Genomic DNA, 25,601 nt, shown 5'->3' with positions numbered 1-25,601 from the left:
ATTTAATATAGAATTAACTAATAAAAGCCAGTCCTCTTTTTGCCACCTTTTTTGCTAAAGCCGCCTTTTTTACCGCCTTTGAAGGATCGGTTGTCCCCACCTTTGCGATGGCCTCGTTTCCTGTCGCGTTTTTTGCCGCCTTTGCCTCCACCAGACCCTCCAGGGTTTTTGGAAACTTCCACGTTGATGAAACGTCCGTCCACCTTGAATTCGGTAAAGGTTTGCAGGATGAGATCCGTCAATTGCGCATCGGAATTGAAAAAGGAGAAACTGTCCTTGGTGTCCACATTGAAGATATCCTCTTTTTCAAGGTTCAGTGTATCCCTTAGGAAATCCTTGAGTGACATCCAGTCGTAGCCGTCGCGCTCACCTATATTGATGAAGTAGCGCACGGAACCTTCTGAAGGGATGTCTCCGCCTCTATCCTCACTACTGCCACGTTCTCCCCTGTCGGAGTCGGAAGAGTTGAGGTCCTTGGTCTTGCTATAGTAGTTGTAAAATTGGGTGAACTCTACCGAAACGATTTTCTTGATGAGTTCATCCCTGTCTATGCCTTCCAGCACGTCATTGATGGCGGGAAGATAACTTTCTATTTCGCTATTGACCTTGGTTTCCTTGATCTTGTTGGCCAAGTGGTACAACTGGATTTCACAGATCTCGATGCCCGAAGGGATTTTTTTGGCAATAAAGTCCTGCTTGATCTTACCCTCAATGGATTTGATCTTACGGAGTTCTGAACGGGTAACTATCACCATGGATATCCCTGATTTTCCAGCTCTTCCTGTACGCCCACTTCGGTGGGTATAGGTTTCTATCTCATCGGGCAACTGGTAATTGATCACGTGGGTGATATCGTCCACATCGATTCCTCGTGCGGCCACATCGGTGGCTACCAACATCTGCACTTGCTTCTTTCTGAAAGCATTCATGACCATATCCCGTTGGTTCTGGCTCAGGTCACCGTGAAGTGCTCCGGCATTGTAACCATCCTCGATCAATTTTTCCGCTACACGTTGGGTATCCCGCTTGGTCCTGCAAAAGACCACGGAGAAGATGCCAGGGTTGGCATCGGCAAGGCGTTTCAGTGCCGAATATCGGTCACGGCCGCCCACCACATAATATTCGTGCTGTACGGTGGCAGCACCAGCATTTTTGGTGCCCACTGTAATCTCAACGGGCTGATGCATGAATTTTTTGGAAATGGTGGCCACTTCCTTGGGCATGGTGGCCGAAAACAACCATGTCAATTTTTCTTGGGGCGTATTGGAAAGGATGTCCTTGATGTCCTCATAAAAGCCCATGTTCAGCATTTCATCGGCTTCATCCAGAACGCAGTAATCAATTTTTGAAATATCGACCATCCCACGTCCGATCATGTCCTTCATACGGCCAGGAGTGGCCACAACGATCTGCGCGCCGCGTTTAATTTGTTTGGCCTGTTCCGTGATACTGGCACCGCCGTAAATGGCCACGGTGTTCAGTCCTTTTATATATTTGGAATAGAGCTTGAGTTCATTGGTGATCTGGAGGCAAAGCTCACGGGTAGGGGATAGAATAAGTCCCTGCGTGGTCCTGCTGTCCGCATCGATTTTCTGGATCATGGGAAAACCAAAAGCGGCGGTCTTTCCTGTTCCTGTTTGTGCCAAGGCCACCAAATCGGTGTCCTGTCCCAATAAAACGGGGATTGATTTTTCCTGTACTTCGGAGGGGGATTCAAATCCAAGATCGGAAATGGCATCCAATAGGGGTTGAGATAACCCCAAGGCTTCAAATTTTGTCATAGTGGTGTATACCTTAAAATCGCAAATATGTTGTGTTGCACAGAGCGATTTTTCTATAACCCTTTAAGCCCATCGCAACACCTTGCCCATACCGGCGGCGTTATTAAAGCGGCAAAGGTACATTAAATTTGTTCAGCTGATACTAAGGGGTGCTGTTTTTTAAAAAATCCACCAATTTCTGAATGGCCCTGCCTCGGTGGCTTATGGCATTTTTGGTCTCCGCGGACAGCTCTCCAAATGTTTTTATATACCCATTTGGCCTAAAGATGGGGTCATAGCCGAAGCCTCCGTTCCCTTGCTGGCTTTCAGTGATGGAACCTTCGACAATACCTTCAAAAGCAAAACTTTTTCCATTGATATTCAAGTGTATAACAGTTTTGAAATGGGCCGAACGGTTGTCCTTCTTTTCCAACTTGGACAATAGCTTGGCCATGTTGTCCCCAGCATTTTTTTGTCCCCCTGCATATCTTGCCGAATATACGCCAGGTTCCCCGTTGAGGCTGTCCACCAAAAGACCTGTATCGTCCGAAAAACAATCCAAACCATAGGTTTGGGTCACGAAATCGGCCTTGATCTTTGCATTTTCTTCCAAAGTGAGGCCCGTTTCAGGGATTTCAGCAAAGCACCCAATATCCTTTAGCGATAAAAGTTCGAAAGATTCGGGTAAGAGCTGTTGGACTTCGTGCAGTTTATGGTCGTTGTGGGTGGCAAAAACAAGTTTCAAGGCGTGGAGGGTTCTATTTGAGGATCAAAAGTAGTAATTTCGAAACTTAAACACGTCGCATGAAATTGAAATTGCCACCGGCTTTGGTGATGTTGCTATTTGGGGGATTGATGTATGTCCTTGCCAAGTTCCTGCCCGTTGGGGACTTTGATTTTTTTGGCAGAAGGGAACTTGCCCTGTTCCTTGCGACCTTGGGTTTTGTGGTGATTTTCATTTCGGTCATACAATTCATCAAGGCCAAGACCACCACGGACCCACTCAGTCCGGGCAAGGCATCCCAATTGGTGACTTCCGGGATCTACAACTACACCCGAAACCCCATGTATCTGGGGATGTTGCTTTTTCTTTTGGCCTTTGGGCTGAAATTGGGGAACGCCTTCAATACCCTTCTGGCCGCAGGTTTTGTGTCCTATATGAACCGTTTCCAGATCAAGGGAGAAGAAGAGGCATTGGCGAAAATGTTCGGGAAGGAGTACAGCATTTATTGCAAGCTGACCCGACGTTGGTTTTGATATTTGAAGTCGGGAGTCAGGAGTCAGGATTATTTCGTGCCTATTCGTGAAATTCGTTTCAAAATAGACGAAAGAACATAGACCATAGAAAATAGGCTTGGTTGAGTTAGTTATTCTGTTATTGGGTTATTGAACATTGCAAACTGCTTACTGACTACTGCCTACTTTCATTGAGTTATTTGGGCGTTGACCGAAGAAAGCTGGATTTTGGAATTTTAGGTTTGGTGCTTGCCTTTCCTGCCTAATTGCAAAAAGTTGGATTTTGGGTGCCATTTGAAACAAAATGTAAGGGTTTTTTGATTTATCGACAATTCTGTAAGGTTTTTGGGCGGTCCCGATTTCAGGGATGGAATTAATCCTTAATTTTACGCCTTAATTTTTTTGATGGAATCCATGGTGCAAACGGGCCGCAAATATGTTTTCGATTTTGACAGCACCCTCACACGGGTGGAAGCGTTGGATGTTTTGGCGGAAATGACCCTTCAGGGAAATCCCAAAAGGGACGAGATCGTAAAGGAAATCCAACGAATCACCAACTTGGGGATAGATGGAGACATTTCCTTCACCGAATCTTTGGAAAGAAGGATACGTCTGCTCAATGCGAACAAGAACGATCTTCAGGACCTTGTTGCCGAGCTTCGTCAAAAGATATCCAAATCCATTGCGGCCAATAAGGATTTTTTTCATGAATTTTCAGAAGACATCTATGTCATTTCCTGTGGGTTCAAGGAATTCATAGATCCCATAGTCGAAGAATACAAGATTCCTTCGGACAGGGTATATGCCAATACCTTCAAGTTTGATGGAGAAGGAAATATTATTGGGTTTGATGAGACCAATGTGCTCGCTTCCCACAATGGAAAGATAGAATGTTTGAAAAACCTGGGTCTGGAAGGCGAGGTTCAGGTCATTGGCGACGGTTATAGCGATTATGTGATGCGCGAGGCCGGGATAGCCCATAAGTTTTTTGCCTACACTGAAAACGTGCACCGTGAAAAGGCGGCCAACAATGCCGATCACGTAGCACCTAACCTAGATGAATTTTTGTTTGTGAACGATTTACCAAGAAACCTGTCCTATCCCAAGAACCGAATCAAGATCCTTTTGCTGGAAAATGTCCACACAGCAGCTTTTGAAAACCTATCCGAAGATGGGTTTTCCGTGGAGTTGGTGAAGCACAGTCTCTCCGAGGACGAACTTGTGGAACGCATCAAAGGGGTCCATGTACTCGGTATCCGCTCCAAGACACAGGTTACCCAAAGGGTATTGGATGCCGCCAATAAACTGTTGGTGGTGGGCGCTTTCTGCATCGGGACCACGCAAATCGATTTGGAATACAGCAAAAAGAAAGGGGTAGTGGTCTTCAATGCGCCCTATAGCAACACAAGGTCTGTGGTGGAACTGGCCGTTGGACAGATCATTATGCTCATGCGCAGTATCTTCCCACGCAGTACCGAGATCCATAACGGGGAGTGGAACAAAACCGCTTCCAATTCAAGGGAAGTCCGGGGCAAGAATCTGGGGATTGTCGGCTATGGCAATATCGGAAAGCAAATGTCCGTATTGGCGGAAGCCATCGGTATGCATGTGTATTACTACGATGTGAACGATCAATTGGCCCTTGGGAATGCAGTAAAATGCAACACCTTGGAAGACCTATTGTCCGTGTCCGATGTGGTCACCCTCCATGTGGATGACAACAAGGCCAATAAGAACTTTATAGGCGAACGCGAGATCAACCAGATGAAGAATGGCGCCATGCTCATCAACCTCTCCAGGGGCTTTGTGGTGGACATCGATGCACTCGCATCAGCGTTGAAAAGCGGAAAATTGGGCGGTGCAGCGGTGGATGTGTACCCATCCGAACCAAGTGCCAATGGCGCTTTTGAAACGCCTTTGCAAGGCCTGTCCAATGTGATACTCACTCCTCATATTGGTGGTAGCACCGAAGAGGCACAGCGGGATATTGCCGATTTTGTGCCCAGCAAGATCATGGACTATATCAATTCAGGGAACACGGTGGATGCCGTGAATTTCCCTAACATCAGGTTGCCCAAGCAGAACAAGGCGCATCGCTTTTTGCACATCCACAAAAATGTGCCGGGCATCATGGCGAAGATCAATGAAGTGTTGGCCAAGTATGGTCTCAACATCACCGGACAATACCTGTCCACAGACCCTGAAGTGGGTTATGTGATTACCGATCTGGACAGGGAGTATGACAAAGATGTGGTGAAGGAACTGAAGAACGTGGAAAACACGATCAAGTTTAGGGTTCTTTATTAATAGACGCGGACCGCTGCGCTCCTAGAAACCTTGCCTGCCGAAGGCAGGAAGAATAAGGACAGTTTTTTCTTGGCTCCTGACTAATGGCTCCAACAATCACTGATGATGATACGGTTCATTCCGCAGGATGGTGAACCCCCTATATAATTGCTCCACCAAGAACAAGCGGACCATTTGGTGTGAAAAGGTCATTTTGGACAGACTGATTTTCCCATTGCCCTTTGCATACACCGCATCACTGAAACCATAAGGGCCTCCAATGGCCAAAACCAAGTTTTTGAGGCCACTGTTCATTTTCTTTTGGAGGAATTGGGCAAAATCCACCGAAGAGTACTGTTTGCCATTTTCATCCAGTAAAATAAGGGTGTCGGTGGGTTGCAACTGCGCCAAGATAAGTTCCCCTTCCTTTTCCTTTTGTTGGGCCTCGGAAAGGTTTTTACTGTTCTTGATATCGGGTAGCACCACAAACTCGAATTTGATGTAGTGTTTTAGCCGTTTCTCATACAGGGCTATCAGTTGCTCCAGTTCGGACCTGTCTGTTTTTCCTATGGCTATCAATGTAATCTGCATGATCCAAAAGTAAATCTTTATGGGGAAAGTTTGAAGTGAGATTGTGGTCAAAAGTTCAGGTGCAAGTTTCAAGTTCAAAGGGAAGTGGAATTGTGGGTTTTGGATTCCAAGTTTTAGGTTTCAGGTTACGGATGTGTCAGTTTACAGTAGACTTTATCCTTCTGAACGAAGTGAAGCATCTTCTTTGGGGGGATTTTTCAAACACTCCGTGTTTTTGGAATGACAGGCATCGCCCATATAAATCCAATTTGCTATAAAACAAAAACCGGAAGGGCATTATTGTCCTTCCGGTATTAATTTCAAAAACAATTCTTTCCAGCGTTTAATTACAATCAATATTGTCGATGAAAATCCAGTTTTTATTTGATGCAAGGTCGAAGCGAGCAATTTCACCCGCTGCATTGCCGCAAACACTTAGACCTGTGGCACCTAATACAATGTTATCGGGGGTATTGGGGTCACCGTTCCAACCGGCCAAGGTAAAACTGTAGTTTTGGGTAGTCAAGGCCGTGTTGTCCAGCATCCCTGCCATGTTGGTCACATTGGAGATGTCAAAATCACCCAAAGAACTATTAAAAGAAGTGGCCCCATTGAACATGTTTTCCATAGTGGTAACACTGGAGGTGTCCCAACCTAACACGTTTCCGTTGAAGGCGGTAGCATTCTGGAACATGCCCTCCATACTGGTGACGCTGGAGGTTTCCCACAAGTTAAGGCCTTGGTTAAAAGAGGTGGCACCGGCGAACATACCTTCCATACTGGTCACGCTGGAGGTGTCCCAACTGCCAATGGGCTGGTTGAAGGCCGTGGCCCCTGCGAACATATAGGAGACATATTCCAAGCTGAAGGTGCCCCAGCCACCAATGTTCTGGTTGAAAGCTGTGGCCTGATAGAACATCAATTCCATACTGACCACATTGTTCACGTCCCAAGCACCGATGTTCCCATTAAAGGAGGAGGCCCCAGAGAACATAAAGGCCATATTGGTGACATTTCCAACACTCCAGTCACCGATGTCTCCATTAAAGGCTGTGGCATTGTAGAACATATAGCCCAAATCCACGACTTGGGAAAGGTCCGGGGTGTCCGTGGCCTTATAGGTCATGTTCGAACAAAGGGCAAAGGCCCCATACATGCTCTCCCATTGGATGTTGCCCCATTGGTCCACGGACAGGAGTTTTGGTGCCATTGACTCATGGTCACCCATTATAATTTGTGGGAACTGCCCCAAGATGGCCACGGTATGGTCTCCAGCAGTGGCATAGGCATGGGAGGGGCTTTCGCTCGCAGTGATCTCCTCCACCGTGCCATCGCCCCAGTCGATGGTGTAGTCATAGGTAAGGCCATCATTGGTGCCAATGGTGATCTGCTCATTGGCCACTGTGGTCCTCCAAGTGGTGACAAAGGCGTTGGGGTTGCTGGCCAGCTCGTCCACGTCCGTGACCTTTATGGTCACCGTGGCCTGTGCGGCGGCAGTGCCATCGCTCACCTCTACGGTGATGCTGTGCTCCGTGTCGGTCTCAAAGTCGAGGTTCTTGCCCTCGGCGAGGGAGAGCTCCCCGGTAGCGAGATCGATTTCGAAGAGGTTGTCCCCGACGATGCTGTAGGTCAGTTCATCTCCATCAACATCGAAGGCCTCAACGACACCGATCACATCGGTATCGGCAATGTCCTCAGCCACGGTGAATTCAAAATTTCCTAAGTCTGGGGGAACGTTCACAATGGGAAAATCGGTCACATTTATTGCAATCTCGGCGGAGGCCTTGGCCTCCCCATCGCTCACCTCCACGGTGATGAAACGCTTGGGAGTGTCGAAAAAAATCAGCAGTGATTTGCCTTGTGCCAATGTCAATACCCCTGAGGATGAAATGGCAAAAGCATCGTTGTCGTTCGTCTTGATGCTGAAAGTGAGTGCATCCTTGTCCGCATCGGTGGCCACTACCGTTCCGATGGCATCGGCCGGGGTGATATCCGCCTTGACGGTGAACTCCTGTGCGGCGATCACCGGGGCGGTGTTATTCACGGGTGTGGGTCCGTCGTCCTTCCCGCAGGACCAGAGCAGGGCCATGGCCATAAGTGCAATACCTAATTTTTTAAAAGTGTTTTTCATACTCAATTTGTTTTTATTGTTAGAATGAATAATGAATAATGCAGCAAGATGGGGCATTTGTGGGAGAGTTCAGGGCACGATCTGACGGATGCGGGGTTTGGGTTGACGGATAGGGCATTTGGGTTGATGGGGGAAGAGGTCAGAAGTCCGAAGTCCGAAGTCCGAAGTCGGCATGGGGTCAAATGTTCAAGTGCAGGTTTCAGGTTCAAGGGTAGGGAAAATAGACGAAAGAAAATAGAACAAAGAGGCAGTAAGCAGTCGGCGGTTTTTAATGATCCAATAACCAATAACAGAATGACCAAAGTCCATTCTCTATTTTCCATGTTCATTTGTCCCTTCGGACTTCGGACTCCTCCCAGCAAGCACCTAATTCCAATAACCCAATAACGGAATAACTTGAAACCCCAAACCTGAAACGGAAACAAGCAGAAAAAACCAGTCTATTCTCTATGGTCTATTTTCTTTCGTCTATTTTGACACTAATTTTGAATAGGCACGAATCACTTCGGACTTTGGACTTCCGATCAAATCCCAAACCTGAAATTCCAATGGCTCAGTAAGCAGTAGGCAGTTTGCAATAACCAAATAACTCAATAACCAAATAACAAAACAACACCAATGTTTTTAGTATTTTCGTGGAAACCCAAATGCATGATATCCGAAGAACAATTTCAAAAGGAACTGGACCTGATCATTTCCAACGCCGTACGCGAAGATGTTGGGGATGGCGACCACAGTTCACTGGCCTGCATTCCGGCATCGGCCACCGGAAAAGCCAAGCTGTTGGTGAAGGACGAGGGCATCATTGCCGGTGTGGAGTTTGCCAAGTTGGTGTTTGGTTATATCGACCCCAAATTGAAGATGGAAGTGCTGATAGAGGACGGAAATCCTGTAAAATATGGGGATGTCGTTTTTTATGTGGAAGGGAGTTCCCAAAGTATCCTAAAAGCGGAGCGGTTGGTGCTCAACGCCATGCAGCGTATGAGTGCCATTGCCACCAAGACCCGGGATTTTGTGTCCCTTTTGGATGGCACCGACACCAAGATCTTGGACACCCGAAAGACCACCCCGGGCATCCGGGCGTTGGAAAAATGGGCCGTGAAGATAGGCGGTGGTGAGAACCATAGGTTCGCCCTATACGATATGGTGATGTTGAAGGACAATCATATCGATTTTGCGGGAGGCATCACCAAGGCCATCCAAAAGACCCAGAAATACCTCAAGGACAAGGGCAAGGACCTGAAAATCATTGTGGAAGCGAGGGATATGGATGAGGTCGATGAGATTCTGCAATCCGATGGGGTGCACCGCATCCTGCTGGACAATTTTGATTACGAACAGACCCGGGAAGCCGTAAAACGGATAGGAGCGAAGTGCCAGACCGAATCCTCTGGAGGGATCAACGAAGAAACCATCCGAGCCTATGCCGAGTGTGGGGTGGATTATATTTCCTCCGGAGCGCTGACCCATTCTGTGTACAATATGGATTTAAGTTTAAAAGCGGTATAGCATGTCAGTGGCCATAGAAGAGCAATTGGAAAAGATACCCGTGGTCAATTGGTTGGTGCGTGTGTTGAAACGCATTAAACTAAAGGCTTTTGAGGGCCTTTCCTTCTATGATGTGATCGAAATGTACTTAGTGGGCATCGTAAAGGGGACTTTGTCCTCCCGTGCCAGTTCCATTGCTTTCAGTCTTTTTATGGCCCTGTTCCCATTGCTCATCTTTTTGGTGACATTGATACCCTTCATCATCCCGTATGTGAGCGTAGGCAATGAAAATTTCGATGCACAGTTCCTCGATTTTTTGGAATCCTTCCTTCCGTCGGCCACCAGTGATTATTTTGGGGATATCTATCAGCAGATAAAGGACCAGAAGCAGGGAGGCCTATTGTCGTCCGCATTCCTTGTGTCCATCTTTTTAGTGGCCAATGGGGTGAACGCCATTTTCGGAGGGTTCGAAAATTCATATCATGTGGAACTTACCCGAAATTTTTTCAGGCAATATGCCTATGCCCTTGTGGTGGGGCTCATCCTTTCCATTTTGTTGATCATCGGCGCCGTGGTCTTTGTGTATTTTGAATTTTACATTTTGGAGTATACCAATGAGTATTTTGGGAGGACCTTGGGGTACGATGTTGAACAAGGGGACAACGTTGGGATCCAAATTGCCAAGATCGTGTTTTTTCTGAGCCTGTCCTACCTTACCACCTCCATTCTCTATTATTTTGGGACTGCCGAAGGAAGAAATGCCAAGTTTTTCTCTGCCGGGGCACTGATGACCACTTTACTGTTTCTCTTGACTTCGTATCTTTTTGGGATTTATGTGGAAAAATTCGCCAGATACAACGAACTTTATGGGGCATTGGGAGGATTATTGATCCTAATGGTGTTCATTTGGTTAAATTCCAATATATTACTGTTGGGCTTTGAGCTCAATGCAACCCTCAACTCACTAAAAAAGCGACATGAAAGGCAACAGAACAATCAATAAGTGGATTTTCATAATGGGTTTTCTGTGTTTTCAGGTGGCATGGTCGCAAACGGTTTTTGGCAAATGGAAGACTGTGGACGACCGTAACGGCATTGCCAAGGCAATCATCGAAATCTATAAGGAAGATGGCCTGATGCATGCCAAAGTGGTCAAAATATTGGAGGAAGGGAAACAGGATGCCCTATGCACCAAGTGTGATGGCGAGCTCAAGGACAAACCGGTGCTGGGCATGAAGATCATGGACGATTTTGAGCATAACGGAAAAGGGGAATACAAAGGCGATAGGTTGTTCGATCCCGAACAGGGAATGACCTTTCGGGGCAAGGTCTGGTTGGACGAAGACAACGAAAACCGCCTCAAAGTAAGGGGCTACCTGGCCTTTTTGCACCGAACACAGACCTGGCACAGAGTGATTGAGGAGTAGCGTATGGAATATTTTTTGGAAGTCGTTCTACCCATCCCCCTAGAAAAACTTTTCACCTACAGCATCACCCAACAGGAAGCAGGCTTTATCCAACCGGGAATGCGAGTGGCCGTTCCCTTTGGGAAATCAAAGATCTATACGGCCTTGGCCTATCGGGTGCACCAAAACGCCCCGACTGCTTACGAAGCCAAGGAAATCTATCAAATTCTGGACGATGCCCCCCTTTTGGGTCCATTTCAGCTGCAACATTGGGAATGGTTGGCCAAATATTACATGTGCACTCTGGGGGAAGTGGTCAGCAGTGTCCTGCCCAGTGCCTTTTTATTGGAAAGTGAGACCTTGATCCTGCCCAACAAGGAGACCAGCGTAGATGAAATGGAACTCAGTGACGACGAGTTTCTGGTATATGAAGCATTGCGGCATCAGTCTGCCTTGAAGGTTCAGGAAATCAGCGATATCGTGGACAAAAAGAATGTCCTCTCCTTGGTCAATAGACTGGTACAGAAAGGAGTGGTCCGGCAAAAGGAAGAACTCTACGAGCAGTACAAGCCCAAATTGGTCCGCTATGTGAAACTTTCCGAGAAATATGACGATGATCGACAGTTGGAAGAACTGTTGAACGAACTCTCCAGGGCACGCAAACAAAGCCAGGTGGTACTCTCCCTTTTTCAACTGCGGAGTGGGAACAACAAACCCATCCCCATCACAGAACTGGAAAAGCATAGTGGCAGTTCCAAGGCCGTGATCAAGACCCTTATCGATAAAGATATTCTAAAAGAATATCAGATCAGGCAGGACCGGGTGGAGTACAACGAGGAATCCGAGGAAGCTCGGAACATTGCCCTGAACGAACACCAAAGCAAGGCACTGGAGGATATCAACAACAGCTTTGCTGAAAACAAGCCCGTGTTATTGCATGGGGTGACCTCTTCGGGAAAGACCGAAGTATATGTGAAATTGATACAACAATGCCTAGATGGGGGCAGACAGTCCCTATACCTTTTGCCCGAAATTGCACTCACTTCCCAGTTGATCAATAGATTGAGGGACTATTTTGGACACAAAGTGTCCGTTTACCATTCCAAATACAGCATCCATGAACGGGTGGAGGTCTGGAACAATGTGCTGAAAAATGCCGAGAAGGCACAGATTGTCATTGGTGCTCGATCCTCACTTTTTTTGCCCTTTTCTAACTTGGGATTGATCGTAGTGGACGAGGAGCATGAAAATTCCTTCAAGCAGTTTGACCCGGCACCGCGGTACCATGCCCGTGATGCGGCCATTGTGCTGGCCTCGCTACACAAGGCCCATACCGTTTTGGGGTCGGCCACGCCGAGCATTGAGAGCATGTACAATGCCAGAAAGGGGAAGTATGGTTATGCTTCCATTGATCAGAGATATGGCAATGTGCTGATGCCCGACATCAACTTGGTGGATATCAAGGAGGCCACCCGAAAGAAACGGATGAAGGGCCATTTTTCCGAAACCCTGATCAATGCCATTTCCGAAACGTTGGAAGCAGGGGAGCAGGTGATTCTTTTTCAGAACCGAAGGGGGTTTGCCCCAGTGGTGGAGTGCACTACCTGCGGGCACGTGGCCCAATGCCCCAACTGCGATGTGAGCTTGACCTATCACCAGCGCATCAATCAGCTTCGGTGCCATTATTGCGGTTACCACATGGCCTTGCAACAAGCATGTCTGGCCTGTGGCAGTCCCACTTTGGACAAAAAAGGCTTTGGAACGGAACAGATACAGGAAGAATTGGGACAACTTTTTCCAGATGTTGCCACTGGTAGGATGGATTTGGACACCACACGGGGAAAGTATGCCTATGAAAAGATCATTTCCGCCTTCGAGAACCAAGAAATGGACATATTGGTGGGCACCCAAATGGTGACCAAAGGGCTGGATTTCAGGAATGTGAGCTTGGTGGGCATCATGAATGCGGATACCATGCTCAATTTTCCCGACTACCGAGCCCACGAACGGAGTTTTCAAATGCTTACCCAGGTGGCGGGTAGGGCAGGGAGGACCCAAAAAAGGGGAAAAGTGCTCATCCAGAGCTATAATCCCTACCATCAGATCCTGCAGCAAGTCACCACCAATGATTACGATAAAATGTTCGCCGAGCAGTTGTACGAGCGCGAACAGTTCAAATACCCACCTTTGGTGCGGATCATCAAGATTACGCTAAAGGACAGGGACTTCAATAAACTGAACGAGGCCGCCCAATGGCTGGCCGAGTCACTCCGCAATGTGTTGGGGCACCAGATTTTGGGACCGGAATACCCTCCTGTGGGCAGGATACGTCGGGACTACCTGAAAAACATCTTGATCAAGATTCCCAAAAACCAGTCGTTGGCACAAACAAAAAATAGCATTAAAAGGATTGAAAAATCCTTCAATGCTATTTCAAAGTATAAAAGTGTAAGACTGGTCTACAATGTGGACCACATATAGCTTTTGACTATACGTTGGCGAGCGCTTCTGCCAGCTCAGTCTTTTTGTTTCTGCTCAATGGGATCTGTCTGCCACCGACCTCAACATTTTTACTGTTGAATTTCTCGATTTTTTCCAGATTCACGATGTACGATTTATGGATGCGCAGGAATTTTTCGGCAGGCAACTGCTGTTCGAAAGATTTCATGGTGGACAAGATCACGATATTGGCCTCATCGGTCACCAATTTGATATAATCCCCGAGCGCCTCGATCCATTTAATGTCGTTTAGGATAACCTTGCGTTTCTTAAGGTTGCTCTTTACAAAAATGTGCTCTTCGTCCTCATCCACTCGGTTCAATTGCTCAAATTTGGCAACGGCCCTTTTTACAGAGGCCTCAAAACGGGCCAAGGTGATGGGTTTGTGAAGGTAATCGGTCACGTCATAATCAAATGCCTTGAGGGCATAGTCAGGTTTTCCTGTGATCAAAATGACCTGTGGTGGGTTCTCTAGGGCCTCTAAAAGGTCAAAACCACTGATGATAGGCATTTCAACATCCAAAAAGATAAGGTCGATGTCGTGGTTTTTCAGGCCATTTTTGGCTTCAATGGCGTTACTGTATTCAGCAACCAAAGCAAGATGTGGATGATTGTTGACCAATTTTGCAACGGCCATCCGCTGCATGGAAGAATCGTCTACAATTATACTTTTTAATTTCATAGAATGGGGTGATTTGTAGGGTTTTAAATCATCGGCAAATTACATAAAAAAGACGCTTAGGAGCAACAAAAGATGTAAACATGGTCTATTTTGTTGTGTATATTACCTTTTACGTTATTTAGGTTTATTGGGTTCATCGGTGTTGATAACTCTTGTGATTTAAACGAAGTTTTTTTGGTTTTCTTGCAGGGAGAAGGAATAATTATTACTTTTGCGCTCCTTTAAAAATATATAATATGAACCATTACGAAACTGTTTTCATTTTGAATCCCGTTCTATCTGAGACCCAGATAGAGGAAACAGTCAAGAAGTTCGAGGATTTCTTGATTACGAATGGTGCCAAAATGGTCTCCAAGGAAGATTGGGGACTTAAAAAATTGGCCTATCCCATTCAGCACAAAAAAAGTGGTTTTTACCACTTGTTCGAATTCCAAGCCCCAGGTGAGGCCATCGGCCCCTACGAGCTTGAATTCAGGAGAGATGAGCGCATCATGCGTTTCTTGACCGTTAAACTGGACAAGCATGCGATTGCTTGGGCAGAGAAAAGAAGAACCAAACTAAAAGCAAACGCATAGGGACATGGCATCCATAGAACAACAAGCAAAAGCGAAGAAAGACGGGGAAATCAGATATCTGACCCCTCTCAATATCGAGACCAACAAGCAAAAGAAATATTGCAGGTTCAAGAAATCAGGTATCAAATACATTGATTACAAAGACCCGGATTTCTTGATGAAATTGGTGAACGAACAAGGAAAACTGCTTCCCAGAAGACTTACAGGTACTTCCTTGAAATACCAGAGAAAAGTGGCCCAGGCCGTTAAGCGTGCCCGTCACATTGCGTTAATGCCGTACGTTGGCGATATGTTGAAATAAAAAATACCGAAGAATGGAACTTATTCTAAGAGAAGATGTACAGGATTTGGGATTTAAGGATGATATCGTTACCGTAAAGAACGGTTACGGCAGAAACTACCTTATCCCACAAGGTTTGGCCACATTGGCCACTCCATCTGCCAAAAAAGTTTTGGCCGAGAACCTTAAGCAAAGGGCCCACAAAGAGAAGAAAATCGTTGATGAGGCCAACAAAATTGCCGAAGGCCTAAAACAATTGGAGATCCGTATCGCTGCCAAGGCAGGTGCCGGAGACAAATTGTTCGGATCGGTGACCAATATTGACCTTGCTGCCGCTTTGGACAAGGAAGGACACCAGATCGATAGAAAATTCATCAACATCAAAGGTGGAGCCATCAAAAGGACAGGTCCTTATGAGGCTGTGATCAGACTTCACAGGGAAGTTGTATTGGAATTCCCTTTTGAAGTGATCGCCGAGGCTAACTAACCTCAATTTGACATGATTTTGAGAGGGCCGTGCTTGCATGGCCCTTTTTTTGTTCCCGTTTTGAGGGCATCAAAAACCAGCCTTTTTTATTTTTGCACCATGAAGTACAAACGATTGACCAAGGAACAATTGGAGGAACTACATCCGGAATTCATCAACTTTTTGGCTACCCAGTCCATCACGGCCGAAGAATGGGCCACCCTGAAAGCAGATAAACCTGAGATGGCCGAAGAGGAGATCGATGTGTTCAGCGACCTGATCTGGGAAGGAGTGTTGTCCAAAGTGGAATACCTGGAGAACATTTCTGAACAGCACATGCACCTGTTCCACCTTACGGAGAAGGAAATGAAACTTCTTTCCGTAAAAGTGCTGAACCCGGAAATTGACCTGCGCACCAAGGTGGGCTTCGATTGGTTCAAGCGCAATTTCCAGTCCGATTTCGTGGAATACCTTACCGCGTCCAAAGCCTATGGAGAGGACAAGAACGTGGATAAGTTCGAGATCATCAAACAAGGTGCCGTCATCACCAAAGGTGAGCTCTACCAATGGTTTGAGCAGATTATGGAGTAGCCCCATTAAAATACAAATGCAAGAGCAAGTCACAAAATCAAAAGTATTCGTGATGATTCGTGCAATTCGTGTCAGGTAATCATCACTTGGTTGTTGAAACATTGGAGTTTGTTTTTTGAACCTTGAACTTGACACTTGTACTTGTTCCCTGTTTACCTGTTCTTCAACCTAAAGCGTATATTTGCACCAGAATTTTAAAAACCACATGGCACAGAAACCATCCATACCCAAAGGAACCCGGGATTTTTCACCAGCGGAGGTCGCTAAGCGCAACTATATCATCCAAAACATCAAAAAGCATTTTGAAACCTTTGGTTTCATGCCGATAGAGACCCCATCTTTTGAAAATTCGGACACGTTGATGGGTAAATATGGGGAAGAAGGGGATCGGTTGATTTTTAAGATTTTGAATAGCGGCCCTTTTTTGAGGAATATCAGTATAGATTTCGTACGCAAACTTTTTAACAAGGAAAATGACATCAACAAATATGTCAAGAGTTTACGAAAAATTGATGATTTAGATGAGAAAAAGATAAATGCCTTAATTCTAAATGAATCATCGACCAATAGAAAAATTTTAGAAGAACTTTTAGAAACCGATATTGACTCAGATTATTTTAAACTAAGGGTCACCCAAATTATTGAGAATTCTCTTGATGAAATATTATCAAGTTCATCTGGACAAATAGCCAAAGATATATCCGAAAAAGCCCTTCGTTATGACCTTACCGTGCCCTTTGCCCGCTATGTGGTGATGCACCAAAACGAAATTGATTTCCCTTTTAAAAGATACCAGATTCAGCCCGTTTGGCGTGCCGACAGGCCCCAAAAAGGCCGTTTCCGTGAGTTTTACCAGTGCGATGCCGATGTGGTAGGGGCCAATTCCTTGTTGCAGGAAGCGGAATTTGTACAACTCTACGATGCCGTTTTCACCGATTTGGGGTTGAAAGGCACCACCATCAAGATCAACAACCGTAAGATTCTGTCAGGAATCGCCGAAGTGATCGGGGCCAAGCATCTGTTGGTCGATTTTACCGTGGCCCTCGATAAATTGGACAAGATAGGAGAGGAGAAGGTCAAGGCCGAAATGAAGGAAAAGGGCATTTCCGAGAATGCGATAGCCAAAGCGCAGCCCTTGTTCGAGATGACAGGCTCCGCTTCGGAACAATTGGAGCAACTAAAAACCCTGCTTGCCAACTCTGAAGTGGGCATGCTCGGGGTTGCGGAACTGGAAGAGATCATTTCCACCGTGGGGATGATCGGGCTGCAATCCGCCCAATTGCAATTGGACGTGACCTTGGCGCGTGGGCTCAACTACTACACCGGGGCCATTTTTGAAGTAGCCGCTCCCGAGGGCGTGAGCATGGGTTCCATTGGAGGTGGAGGCCGTTATGATGACCTTACCGGAATCTTTGGTTTGAAGGACGTCAGTGGTGTGGGCATTTCCTTTGGGTTGGACCGCATCTATCTCGTTCTGGAAGAATTGGGTCTATTTCCGGACAGTTTGGACACTTCTTTGGACGTGCTCTGTCTCAATTTTGGCAAACAGGAAGGTTTGGCCGCCCTCAAATTGGTAACCTCTTTGCGCAAATTGGGCTTGAGGGCCGATCTGTACCCCATGGATGCCAAGATGCAAAAGCAGTTCAAGTATGCCGATAAGCGTGGAGTTCCCTATGTGGTCCTTTTGGGCGAACAGGAACTTGCCGAAGGCAAATTTGTGGCCAAGAACATGAAAACGGGCGACCAGAAAGCCTATGGTCTGGATGCTTTTGCACAATTCGCAGAAGCTGTCAAATCCGACTTTTGATTTCCTTTACGATGGTTTTGTAGTAGGTGGGGCCGTGGGGCACATATTTGGCCGTATTGGCCAGTCCCCAAGTTTCTTCGGCAAATCGGAAGAGCGGGATCAATTCCAGGGCATCCACTTCGCTTTCCTGTTTGGTCAGTGCGGTGAGGGGAACTTTCAGTTCACATAAAAAGAGGTGGTGGAGCTCCGCATCGATGAAATCCTCGGAAATCTTATGGATGGCCTTAAAAGTACCAATGGGCTCCAAGTCCGCTTCGGAAATGATGAGTCCCACTTCCTCCTGTACTTCCCTGACCGCGGCAAGCGGGATGTTTTCCCCAGATGCCACATGGCCGGCCACCGACACGTCCCAAAGTAGGGGGTGCGTATCTTTATGCTTTCCACGTTGTTGGATCAGTACCTTTCCGTCTTTATTGTAGAGCCAAACATGGATGGTGGGATGCCACAGCCCCTTTCGGTGCGCTTCCGACTTCAAACAGGATTGTCCGGTCGGGTTGCCCTGCTCATCCAAAATATCTACCAGCTCGTCCATAGGTTCATAAAGATAAGAAATTGTTCCATCGACCACAGATAGAAAACCAATAGTTCTTCCGAAGATTTTCAGGCCATTTGAACCAGTCTTAAGATTTCAGAACTACATGACTACGTCACCCTGAACTTGGTTCAGGGTCTCATATCAAACGGTATGTGATGCTGAAACAAGTTCAGCATGACCATAATCTATAAATTAGTCAAAATAACTAAATGTCTCTCCCTCTTTGATGGTCAACAAGGTTTCGTAGATCAATCGGATCACATTTTCCACATCGTCCTTGTGCACGGTTTCCACCGTAGTGTGCATGTAGCGCAAAGGAAGTGAAATCAGGGCAGAGGCCACACCACCGTTGCTATAGGCAAAGGCATCCGTATCCGTTCCGGTGTATCTTGAGGAAGCCAATCGCTGAAACGGAATCTTTTTGCCTTCGGCTGTTTCGATGATGCGTTCCCTGAGCTTGTTCTGCACGGCTGGAGCATAAGAAACCACAGGTCCGGACCCTATCAAGATCTCACCCTCTTTCTTTTTATCGATCATGGGTGTGGTGGTGTCATGGCACACATCAGTGACAATGGCCACGTTGGGCTTTATGGTCTGGGTGATCATTTCTGCACCACGAAGACCGATCTCTTCCTGTACCGAGTTGGTCACATAGAGGCCAAAGGGCAATTTTTTCTTGTTTTCGTGCAACAGACGGGCCACTTCGGCAATCATAAAACCACCCACACGGTTGTCCAGCGCACGGCACACAAATTTGTCCTTGTTCAATATCTGGAACTGGTCGGGGTAGGTGATCACGCAGCCTACATGCACCCCCATTTTCTCCACCTCGGCCTTGTCCTTGGCGCCGATGTCGATAAAAATGTTCTCCAATTTTGGCGGTTCTTCCTTCGCGCGATCACGGGTGTGGATGGCTGGCCAGCCAAAGACCCCTTTCACCACGCCGTTCTTGGTGTGGATGTCCACCCATTTTGATGGGGCGATCTGGTGGTCGCTCCCCCCATTTCGGATGACGTATAACAATCCGTTGTCGGTGATGTAGTTGACGTACCAAGAAATTTCGTCCGAATGTCCCTCGATCACCACCCGGTATTTTGCCTTGGGGTTGATGACGGCCACGGCCGTTCCGTAGGTGTCCGTAATGAATTCGTCCACATAGGGTTTGAGGTAGTCCATCCAGATTTTCTGGCCTTCCCATTCGTAGCCTGTGGGAGAGGGATTGTTCAGGTATTTTTCTAAAAATTCAAGGGACTTTTTATTGATGATTTTTGTTGTGGCCATGTATTTCGTTTAGTCCACAAACTTAAGAATATTCAGTGTTATTTTGAAAATCTTCCAGTTTCGTTTGTTTTTTGTTGCAGGGGTATTGGGTGGTTTGGTCGCGGATGAGTTATTATCAACTGCATACTGCACACTCCTTACTTAGTTATTAGGTTGTTCAGTTATTGGTTATTGGAATTTGGCTTTTGGTATTTGAAAGAGATATTACTTTTTGTTAAAGTTTGGAGTACATCAATGGCCTAATCATACCTTTATCCTTAATTTTGGCAGGACTTTTGAGAATTTGACCGAATGATGCGCAATAGTTTTCTTGTCGTTTTTCTCGTGCTATGCACCCTTGGATTTTCTCAAGAATCCGAAAAGGATTCGTTGTTGTATCCAAAGGATTCCATTGAGGATTATTATGTGCGGTTTGAAGGGGATTCCGTCCTGCTCAGTTCCATTGAACTTGACGAAGTCTATATTTTTGGGGAGCTCGATTTTGCCGATCGTAAAGAGCGGTTGCGCTATTTGATCTTGCGCAGAAAGACATTGAAGGTCTATCCCTATGCCAAATTGGCCGCGGAGCGTTTGGTGGAACTCAACGACAGCCTGAAGCATATCAAAAAGAAGCGGCATCAAAGAAAATATACCAAAAAGGTACAGAAATACATCGAAGGGGAATTTTCAGAGGAACTCAAGAAGCTTACCCGTACCGAAGGACAGATCTTGGTCAAGTTGATCCATCGTCAGACGGGGACCACGGCCTTTGACCTGGTAAAGGAACTGCGTAGCGGATGGCGTGCCTTTTGGTACAATACCACGGCCAGTATGTTCAAGATCAGTCTGAAAGAAGAATTCCATCCGGAGTTGGTGCATGAGGACTATCTCATTGAGGATATTTTGCAACGCGCCTTTGTGGCCAATCAGTTGGAACGCCAAAAATCGGTTTTGGACTACGATTATGCCCAACTGACCAACAAGTGGAAGAATCGTCCTCCCGACCCCAAGGACTAATCTTTGGTCTTTTTCCCAAAAACCGCATCCATGACAATGCCTACTGAGCGGAATCCCAAATAAATGGCAGTTCCGGCACAGATGATGCCTACAATCAATACGGGCCAATAAAATGGGTGGTCTTGATTTTTAAACGCTTGATAGATCAAGAGTGGCCCTGCGAACATGGCCAGGACCGTATAGCCAAACGATTTCAATCCTTTTACCAAAAGTTCCTTGTCGGTGTGCCTCATGGGACCAAAGTAGCAATAATGGCTTATATTTAGAGGGTAATGCACAAAAATTAACCATGGAAATATTTGTTCTGGGAGCGGTGGTGCTCTTTATCATCATCGCCACGGTCAAATTCAAGATGCATCCCATTTTTTCCCTGACCATAGCTGCGGTGATCTCAGGTTTTCTTTTGGGATTGTCTCCCCAACGCATCATGGAGACCATCGGGGAGGGGTTCGGCAAGACACTCTCCGGGATTGGTTTGGTCATCGCCTTTGGAACGGTCATCGGGATTTATTTGGAAAAAACTGGGGCCACCCAGGTATTGGCCAACAGTATTTTGGGTTTGATAGGGTTGAAACGATCGCCGTTGGCCATCAACTTGGCAGGATACGTCATTTCCATCCCCGTTTTTTGTGATTCGGGCTTCATCATCCTTTCTTCCTTGAACAAGGCCATCAGCAAACGCACGGGCATTCCTGTACTGGTGTTTGCCATTGCATTGGCCACGGGATTGTATTCCGCCCATGTTTTTGTGCCCCCGACCCCGGGACCTTTGGCCGCAGCGGCCATTTTGGAGGCTGATTTGGGATTGGTGCTCGTGTTGGGACTTTTGGTTTCCTTACCCGTGTCCTTGACGGGCTATTTTTGGGCCAGATTTATTGCCAGATTCCTTGAGGAAGAAGATACCGCTGAAAAAACGGAGGAAAAAGAAGAAATGCCATCAACGGTGAAACCTTTTCAGGCTTTTTTGCCCTTGTTGGTCCCCATTATCTTGATTGCATTGAAGTCTGTGGCCAATTATCCTTCTTACCCTTTGGGTAAGGGGTGGGTTTTTGGCGTGCTCGATTTTTTGGGCAGTCCCGTGATCGCTTTGCTCATTGGAGTGTTCTTTGCTTTTTCATTGGGAAGGAAGTCGCCTGTGAAGGAGAGAGGGGAATGGGTGTCCGAAGCCTTCAAACAGGCTGGGGCGATTGTATTGATCACGGGTGCGGGAGGTGCTTTTGGGGCGATATTGCGGACCGTTGATATTGCATCCATAATCAATTTGGAGTCCAGTACGGGAGCAGGGGGCTTATTGATTGCTTTTGCGATCGCGGCCGTGCTCAAGACGGCACAGGGTTCTTCCACGGTGGCCATCATCACCACTTCCGCCATCATTGCCCCTTTGTTGGAAACCTTTGGACTGCTCTCCCTTACGGACAAGGCTTTAGCCGTATTGGCCGTAGGTGCCGGGGCCATGACGGTGTCCCATATCAACGACAGTTATTTTTGGGTGGTGTCCCAGTTTTCCAACATCAATGTAAAGACCGCTTTGCGGGGCCATACACTGGGGACCTTGCTACAAGGGGTTACAGGCATTTTGATGGTCCTGTTGCTCTATTTCATACTGTGACTATTCGATAGTTAGGGTACGGGAATACGTCTGTACCACCGCAAAGTAGCCCAAGGCAAAGTCATTGGGGCGCTCCACATTGTCAAAAATGTCAATATTGTCCAAACCTGTAATGTCGAACACATTGCCCCTGGCAGTTGCCACAGGAGTCTGAAAAACACCCCCGGTATTAGTGGTCTGTTCGATGACCAAGTCCATGTAGTTGTAAAAATCTTGGGTGGCCCCTAGAATGCTCACTGTGATATCCTGTCCGGCATTGAGGCTATCGTCATAGAAATAGGAGAACTCAAATTCTTGTCCCTGAAAGAATTGGTCCTCCACGGTCAGGAACTCTCCAAAACCGAAATCAAATACATAGAAATCGTCGCGATCGGGGTCGTCCGTAAAAGTTACGATCACTTCGGTCTCCTCTTCGTCAAAAAGGGTGTCGTCCCCTTGCTCTAAATTATCTATTGGGACAGTCGGGGCATATTCGGTCTGCGCATAGTAGGTTTTGCCTTTATGGGTCAATTCGAGGATAAAGACCATTCCCGGTTCCACAAAGGAGGTCCGGATACGTTGGTCCGATGAAAAGTTGGGGTCTGGGACATAGATGCCGCTTCCCGGCTCTTTTTCGGCGAGGGAACAGAAGGCCAAACTTTCAAAAATATCGCCGTTCAGGGGTTTGCCATAGGTAATCACTGCATTTTCCACTTGGGTGGACTCGTTCTCATCAAAATAATTGGTGGTTTCCCTCATTCGGATCTCCACGTTCACAAATTCCTGGCTTTTGTCCACTCGCAAAAGGCCATCAACAATGAGTTTGGCTTCCACTTCGGGCAAATCGACATCCACAACATCTTCGCAAGCGAAGAGCAATACAAGTCCGATGGTATATAGAATTCCGTTTTTCATGGTGCTAAAATTTAAAGTTGTAGGTCACAGATGGGATGATGCCGAATATGGAGGTACGCAAGGCCTCGTTTCGCCCAGTGTCCTCATTCTCCCTAAAGTTGATGGAGGCCGCATTTTTTCTGCTGTACAGGTTGTAGATGCTGAAAACCCATTCGGCCTGTACTTTTCGCGACCTATTCTTCCTAGGGGTGAGTATGGCCGAAATGTCCAGTCGGTGATAGTCGGGCAATCTTTCCTTGTTCCGCAGGCCATAATAGGGTACGGTGGTTCCTTCAAATTCAAATTGCCCAATGGGATAGTTGGTGGGCTGTCCTGTTTGATAGATGAAATTGGCATTGAAGTTCCATTTATCATTCAGATCAAAGCTGCCAAAGAGGGAAATGTCGTGGGTTTTGTCATATGGGGTATTGTACCATTGCCCAAGATTGATCCCTGTTTCAAGGTTGGGTCGGCCCGTGTCAAAATCCAAATCCCTTCCCGGGGTCCGTTGTTCCGATTTGGAAAGGGTATAGGCCAACCAGCCCGTGAACCTTCCCTCATTTTTCCTAAAGAGTATTTCCAGACCATAGGCGCGGGCCTGTCCGTTGAGGATCACCTGTTCTATCGCATTGTTGGCGATGAGATTGGCCCCATCGATATAATCGATCCTATTCTGGATGTCCTTGAAAAAGGCCTCTGTTTCGAACGTGTATTCCCCGTCCTTGATGTTCCTAAAATACCCGACGGCATATTGGTCCAGCAATTGGGGCTTCACAAAAGGGCCGCTAGGGGTCCATACATCCAGGGGAGTAGGGGAGCTGGTGTTGGACAGGAGGTGCAGGTATTGGGACAAGCGCGTATAGCTTGCCTTGATGGCATTTTTTTCGTTGAAATTGTAGGACATGGACACTCTGGGCTCCAAGTTGAAGAATTTTTTCAGGGTACCGGACCTTCCTGGGTTGATGGAATCGATGGGTTCTGCTTCGCGATAGACCAAAGTGAAGGGGTCAAATTCCACAGGGTTGTTGTTTCGGTACACATAGAATTCATCCTGCCCCAATCGGTTGAATTGGCTTGCCCTAAGACCGTATTCGATGCTCAGGTTTTCGGTCACATCGTGTTCCACATCAATATAGATGGCACTTTCGTTGGCGTATTTTTTGGTCAATTGCTCCTCCACAATACCAGAGTCTGCGCTATTTGGGGTTATTTCGCCCGGATTGAAGACATAATAGATGTTTTGGAATCCATAGTTCATTTGTACCTTATCATTCAGGTAGTGTTTCAGGTCGTACTTGAGGTTGAAGTTTTGGATGCCGGAATTCCACTCAAATCCCACAAAATCAAGCTCTAACCCATAATAATAATCCGAATAGATGAGCGAAAGGTTGGAAAAGAGTTTTTCCGAAAACAGATGGTTCCACCTAAAGTTTCCGACGGCATTGCCATAGGTGTTCACAAAACGATCCCCGATGCTAAAAAGATCCCTTCCGAAGTAGCCTGAGAGGTAGATGTTATTGTTGTCATTGATCTTGTGGTTGATCTTCGTGTTCAGATCGTAGAAATAGGCCTTGTTGTCCACATCAAAAAGCGGAAGGAACAAATGTGCGTACGAAGCCCTTCCACCGACAAGAAAAGCGGTCCTGTCCTTGATGATGGGTCCTTCCAATAGCAATCTGCTGGCCACGGCTCCAATCCCGCCATTTACCTTGAAATCCTTGCTGTTCCCTTCCTTTTGAAAAATCTCCAGAACTGAAGATACCCTTCCGCCGTATCTGGCAGGGATACCTCCTTTGAACAATTTCACGTCCTTTATGGCGTCGGGATTGAAAACAGAGAAGAAACCGAACAAATGTGAGGAATTGAACACTGTGGCCTCGTCCAAAAGAATCAGGTTTTGGTCCACGGCACCGCCCCTGACGTTGAATCCCGATGAGGCCTCCCCGGCATTGGAAACTCCGGGCAACAACAAAAGGGATTTGATGACATCGGCCTCACCGAGCACCACGGGAATCTGTTTGATGGTCTGTGCGGTCAGTGTGTTCACACTCATCTGGGGCTTTCGGATGTCCAATCGTTCCACATCATCCGTGACAACAACCTCATCCAGTTCCTCGGCCTCTTCGGCCAAATAAAAGTCCTTCTTGATGTTTCGGTCCAAGGCTACATTTTCCATCACATCTTGGAACCCCAAATAGCTGACCATGATCCTGTAGTCGCCTTTTGGAAGGGTGATGGAGTAAAAGCCATACTCGTTGGTCGTGGTCCCTGTGCCCAATTCTGGGAAAGCAATGGTGACACCGATTAGGGTTTCATTACTGCTGGCTTCGGAAACGGTGCCGCTAAGGGTAAATTTTTGCTGGGCCTGGACACAAACGTGTTGAAGGAGCAGGAAGGCCGAAATAGCCAAAAGTCTTTTGGACATTGAACAGGGTTTTCCCCTAAAAATACATACTCCACATCAATTTTGAACAAAAAAAAGCGCAATCCTGGCCATTTTCAGAATTGCGCTTTAATTTCAAGTTCTTGA

23 protein-coding genes are annotated in these 25,601 nt (G+C 46.8%); 13 read left to right on the top strand and 10 right to left on the bottom strand.

What is annotated here, in order from left to right; genetic code table 11:
- Window positions 1–17 precede the first annotated feature (17 nt).
- Both FOT42_RS03150 and FOT42_RS03145 read right to left on the bottom strand, forming a co-directional pair.
- Window positions 18–1,781: a DEAD/DEAH box helicase gene (locus tag FOT42_RS03150; RefSeq protein WP_151889108.1), complete on the bottom strand. Its 1,764-nt coding sequence runs from the start codon at window positions 1,779–1,781 to the stop codon at window positions 18–20.
- A gap of 142 nt (window positions 1,782–1,923) precedes the next feature.
- Window positions 1,924–2,505, bottom strand: a complete 582-nt coding sequence (locus FOT42_RS03145; RefSeq protein ID WP_151889107.1) for a non-canonical purine NTP diphosphatase — start codon at window positions 2,503–2,505, stop codon at window positions 1,924–1,926.
- A 59-nt stretch (window positions 2,506–2,564) separates the two neighbouring features.
- Between FOT42_RS03145 and FOT42_RS03140 the strand changes: the two genes are divergently transcribed.
- On the top strand, window positions 2,565–3,017 hold the full coding sequence (locus FOT42_RS03140; protein WP_151889106.1) for a methyltransferase family protein: 453 nt from the start codon (window positions 2,565–2,567) through the stop codon (window positions 3,015–3,017).
- Between the two features lie 393 nt (window positions 3,018–3,410).
- Window positions 3,411–5,303, top strand: coding sequence for a phosphoglycerate dehydrogenase (gene serA / locus FOT42_RS03135; RefSeq protein WP_151889321.1), 1,893 nt, complete (start codon window positions 3,411–3,413; stop codon window positions 5,301–5,303).
- Between the two features lie 96 nt (window positions 5,304–5,399).
- Here serA and rlmH read toward each other — a convergent pair whose 3' ends face one another.
- Window positions 5,400–5,873 carry a 23S rRNA (pseudouridine(1915)-N(3))-methyltransferase RlmH gene (gene rlmH / locus FOT42_RS03130; protein WP_151889105.1) on the bottom strand — a complete coding sequence of 158 codons (474 nt, stop codon included), beginning with the start codon at window positions 5,871–5,873 and terminating at the stop codon, window positions 5,400–5,402.
- A 322-nt stretch (window positions 5,874–6,195) separates the two neighbouring features.
- Entirely contained in the window at window positions 6,196–7,983 is a 1,788-nt protein-coding gene (locus tag FOT42_RS03125) for a BspA family leucine-rich repeat surface protein (protein WP_192938307.1), read from the bottom strand.
- Window positions 7,984–8,634: 651 nt separating this feature from the next.
- Here FOT42_RS03125 and nadC point away from each other — a divergent pair.
- The 4 genes from nadC to priA are packed head-to-tail and all read left to right on the top strand — an operon-like array spanning window position 8,635 to window position 13,358.
- The gene (gene nadC / locus FOT42_RS03120) at window positions 8,635–9,492 is read left to right on the top strand and encodes a carboxylating nicotinate-nucleotide diphosphorylase (RefSeq protein WP_151889320.1); all 858 of its coding nucleotides are present in this window, start codon (window positions 8,635–8,637) and stop codon (window positions 9,490–9,492) included.
- Window position 9,493: 1 nt separating this feature from the next.
- Window positions 9,494–10,474, top strand: a complete 981-nt coding sequence (locus FOT42_RS03115; protein ID WP_151889103.1) for a YihY/virulence factor BrkB family protein — start codon at window positions 9,494–9,496, stop codon at window positions 10,472–10,474.
- A gap of 13 nt (window positions 10,475–10,487) precedes the next feature.
- Window positions 10,488–10,898, top strand: a complete 411-nt coding sequence (locus tag FOT42_RS03110) for a DUF2147 domain-containing protein (RefSeq protein WP_226789781.1) — start codon at window positions 10,488–10,490, stop codon at window positions 10,896–10,898.
- A gap of 3 nt (window positions 10,899–10,901) precedes the next feature.
- Window positions 10,902–13,358, top strand: a complete 2,457-nt coding sequence (gene priA, locus FOT42_RS03105) for a replication restart helicase PriA (protein ID WP_151889101.1) — start codon at window positions 10,902–10,904, stop codon at window positions 13,356–13,358.
- A 7-nt stretch (window positions 13,359–13,365) separates the two neighbouring features.
- Here the strand turns inward: priA and FOT42_RS03100 are convergent, their stop codons facing one another.
- Window positions 13,366–14,058 carry a LytR/AlgR family response regulator transcription factor gene (locus FOT42_RS03100; protein WP_072882548.1) on the bottom strand — a complete coding sequence of 231 codons (693 nt, stop codon included), beginning with the start codon at window positions 14,056–14,058 and terminating at the stop codon, window positions 13,366–13,368.
- A gap of 236 nt (window positions 14,059–14,294) precedes the next feature.
- On the opposite strand from FOT42_RS03100, the gene rpsF reads away from it, so the two are divergent.
- The 5 genes from rpsF (at window position 14,295) to hisS (ending at window position 17,777) form a co-directional block, all read left to right on the top strand.
- On the top strand, window positions 14,295–14,633 hold the full coding sequence (gene rpsF, locus FOT42_RS03095) for a 30S ribosomal protein S6 (RefSeq protein WP_151889100.1): 339 nt from the start codon (window positions 14,295–14,297) through the stop codon (window positions 14,631–14,633).
- A 4-nt stretch (window positions 14,634–14,637) separates the two neighbouring features.
- The gene (gene rpsR / locus FOT42_RS03090; protein ID WP_072882551.1) at window positions 14,638–14,934 is read left to right on the top strand and encodes a 30S ribosomal protein S18; all 297 of its coding nucleotides are present in this window, start codon (window positions 14,638–14,640) and stop codon (window positions 14,932–14,934) included.
- A gap of 13 nt (window positions 14,935–14,947) precedes the next feature.
- On the top strand, window positions 14,948–15,400 hold the full coding sequence (gene rplI / locus FOT42_RS03085) for a 50S ribosomal protein L9 (RefSeq protein ID WP_151889099.1): 453 nt from the start codon (window positions 14,948–14,950) through the stop codon (window positions 15,398–15,400).
- Window positions 15,401–15,499: 99 nt separating this feature from the next.
- Complete coding sequence (locus FOT42_RS03080; RefSeq protein WP_151889098.1) at window positions 15,500–15,970, top strand: DUF6495 family protein; 471 nt, start codon at window positions 15,500–15,502, stop codon at window positions 15,968–15,970.
- A gap of 205 nt (window positions 15,971–16,175) precedes the next feature.
- Window positions 16,176–17,777: a histidine--tRNA ligase gene (hisS, locus tag FOT42_RS03075; protein WP_151889097.1), complete on the top strand. Its 1,602-nt coding sequence runs from the start codon at window positions 16,176–16,178 to the stop codon at window positions 17,775–17,777.
- Here hisS and FOT42_RS03070 read toward each other — a convergent pair.
- Window positions 17,761–18,309 carry an NUDIX hydrolase gene (locus FOT42_RS03070; protein ID WP_151889096.1) on the bottom strand — a complete coding sequence of 183 codons (549 nt, stop codon included), beginning with the start codon at window positions 18,307–18,309 and terminating at the stop codon, window positions 17,761–17,763. The two genes, hisS and FOT42_RS03070, sit on opposite strands and share 17 nt — an antisense overlap.
- Before the next feature lie 195 nt (window positions 18,310–18,504).
- Window positions 18,505–19,593, bottom strand: a complete 1,089-nt coding sequence (locus FOT42_RS03065; RefSeq protein ID WP_151889095.1) for a M42 family metallopeptidase — start codon at window positions 19,591–19,593, stop codon at window positions 18,505–18,507.
- Window positions 19,594–19,884: 291 nt separating this feature from the next.
- Between FOT42_RS03065 and FOT42_RS03060 the strand changes: the two genes are divergently transcribed.
- Window positions 19,885–20,589, top strand: a complete 705-nt coding sequence (locus FOT42_RS03060) for a DUF4294 domain-containing protein (protein ID WP_151889094.1) — start codon at window positions 19,885–19,887, stop codon at window positions 20,587–20,589.
- Here FOT42_RS03060 and FOT42_RS03055 read toward each other — a convergent pair.
- Window positions 20,586–20,822, bottom strand: coding sequence for a DUF6095 family protein (locus FOT42_RS03055; protein ID WP_151889093.1), 237 nt, complete (start codon window positions 20,820–20,822; stop codon window positions 20,586–20,588). The two genes, FOT42_RS03060 and FOT42_RS03055, sit on opposite strands and share 4 nt — an antisense overlap.
- 56 nt (window positions 20,823–20,878) lie before the next feature.
- On the opposite strand from FOT42_RS03055, the gene FOT42_RS03050 reads away from it, so the two are divergent.
- Complete coding sequence (locus FOT42_RS03050; RefSeq protein WP_151889092.1) at window positions 20,879–22,198, top strand: GntP family permease; 1,320 nt, start codon at window positions 20,879–20,881, stop codon at window positions 22,196–22,198.
- On the opposite strand, the gene FOT42_RS03045 is transcribed toward FOT42_RS03050, so the two are convergent.
- Both FOT42_RS03045 and FOT42_RS03040 read right to left on the bottom strand, forming a co-directional pair.
- Window positions 22,199–23,092, bottom strand: coding sequence for a DUF4249 family protein (locus FOT42_RS03045; RefSeq protein WP_151889091.1), 894 nt, complete (start codon window positions 23,090–23,092; stop codon window positions 22,199–22,201).
- 4 nt (window positions 23,093–23,096) lie between these two features.
- A complete protein-coding gene (locus FOT42_RS03040; RefSeq protein WP_151889090.1) occupies window positions 23,097–25,496 on the bottom strand; it encodes a TonB-dependent receptor in 2,400 nt (799 codons plus the stop codon).
- Window positions 25,497–25,601 lie beyond the last annotated feature (105 nt).

It is taken from the genome of Flagellimonas hadalis, from assembly GCF_007785775.2.
GTDB classification, from domain to species: Bacteria; Bacteroidota; Bacteroidia; order Flavobacteriales; family Flavobacteriaceae; genus Flagellimonas; species Flagellimonas hadalis.
The sequence above is the reverse complement of the archived record's forward strand: the minus strand, read 5'-3'. Positions and strand labels throughout refer to the sequence as shown.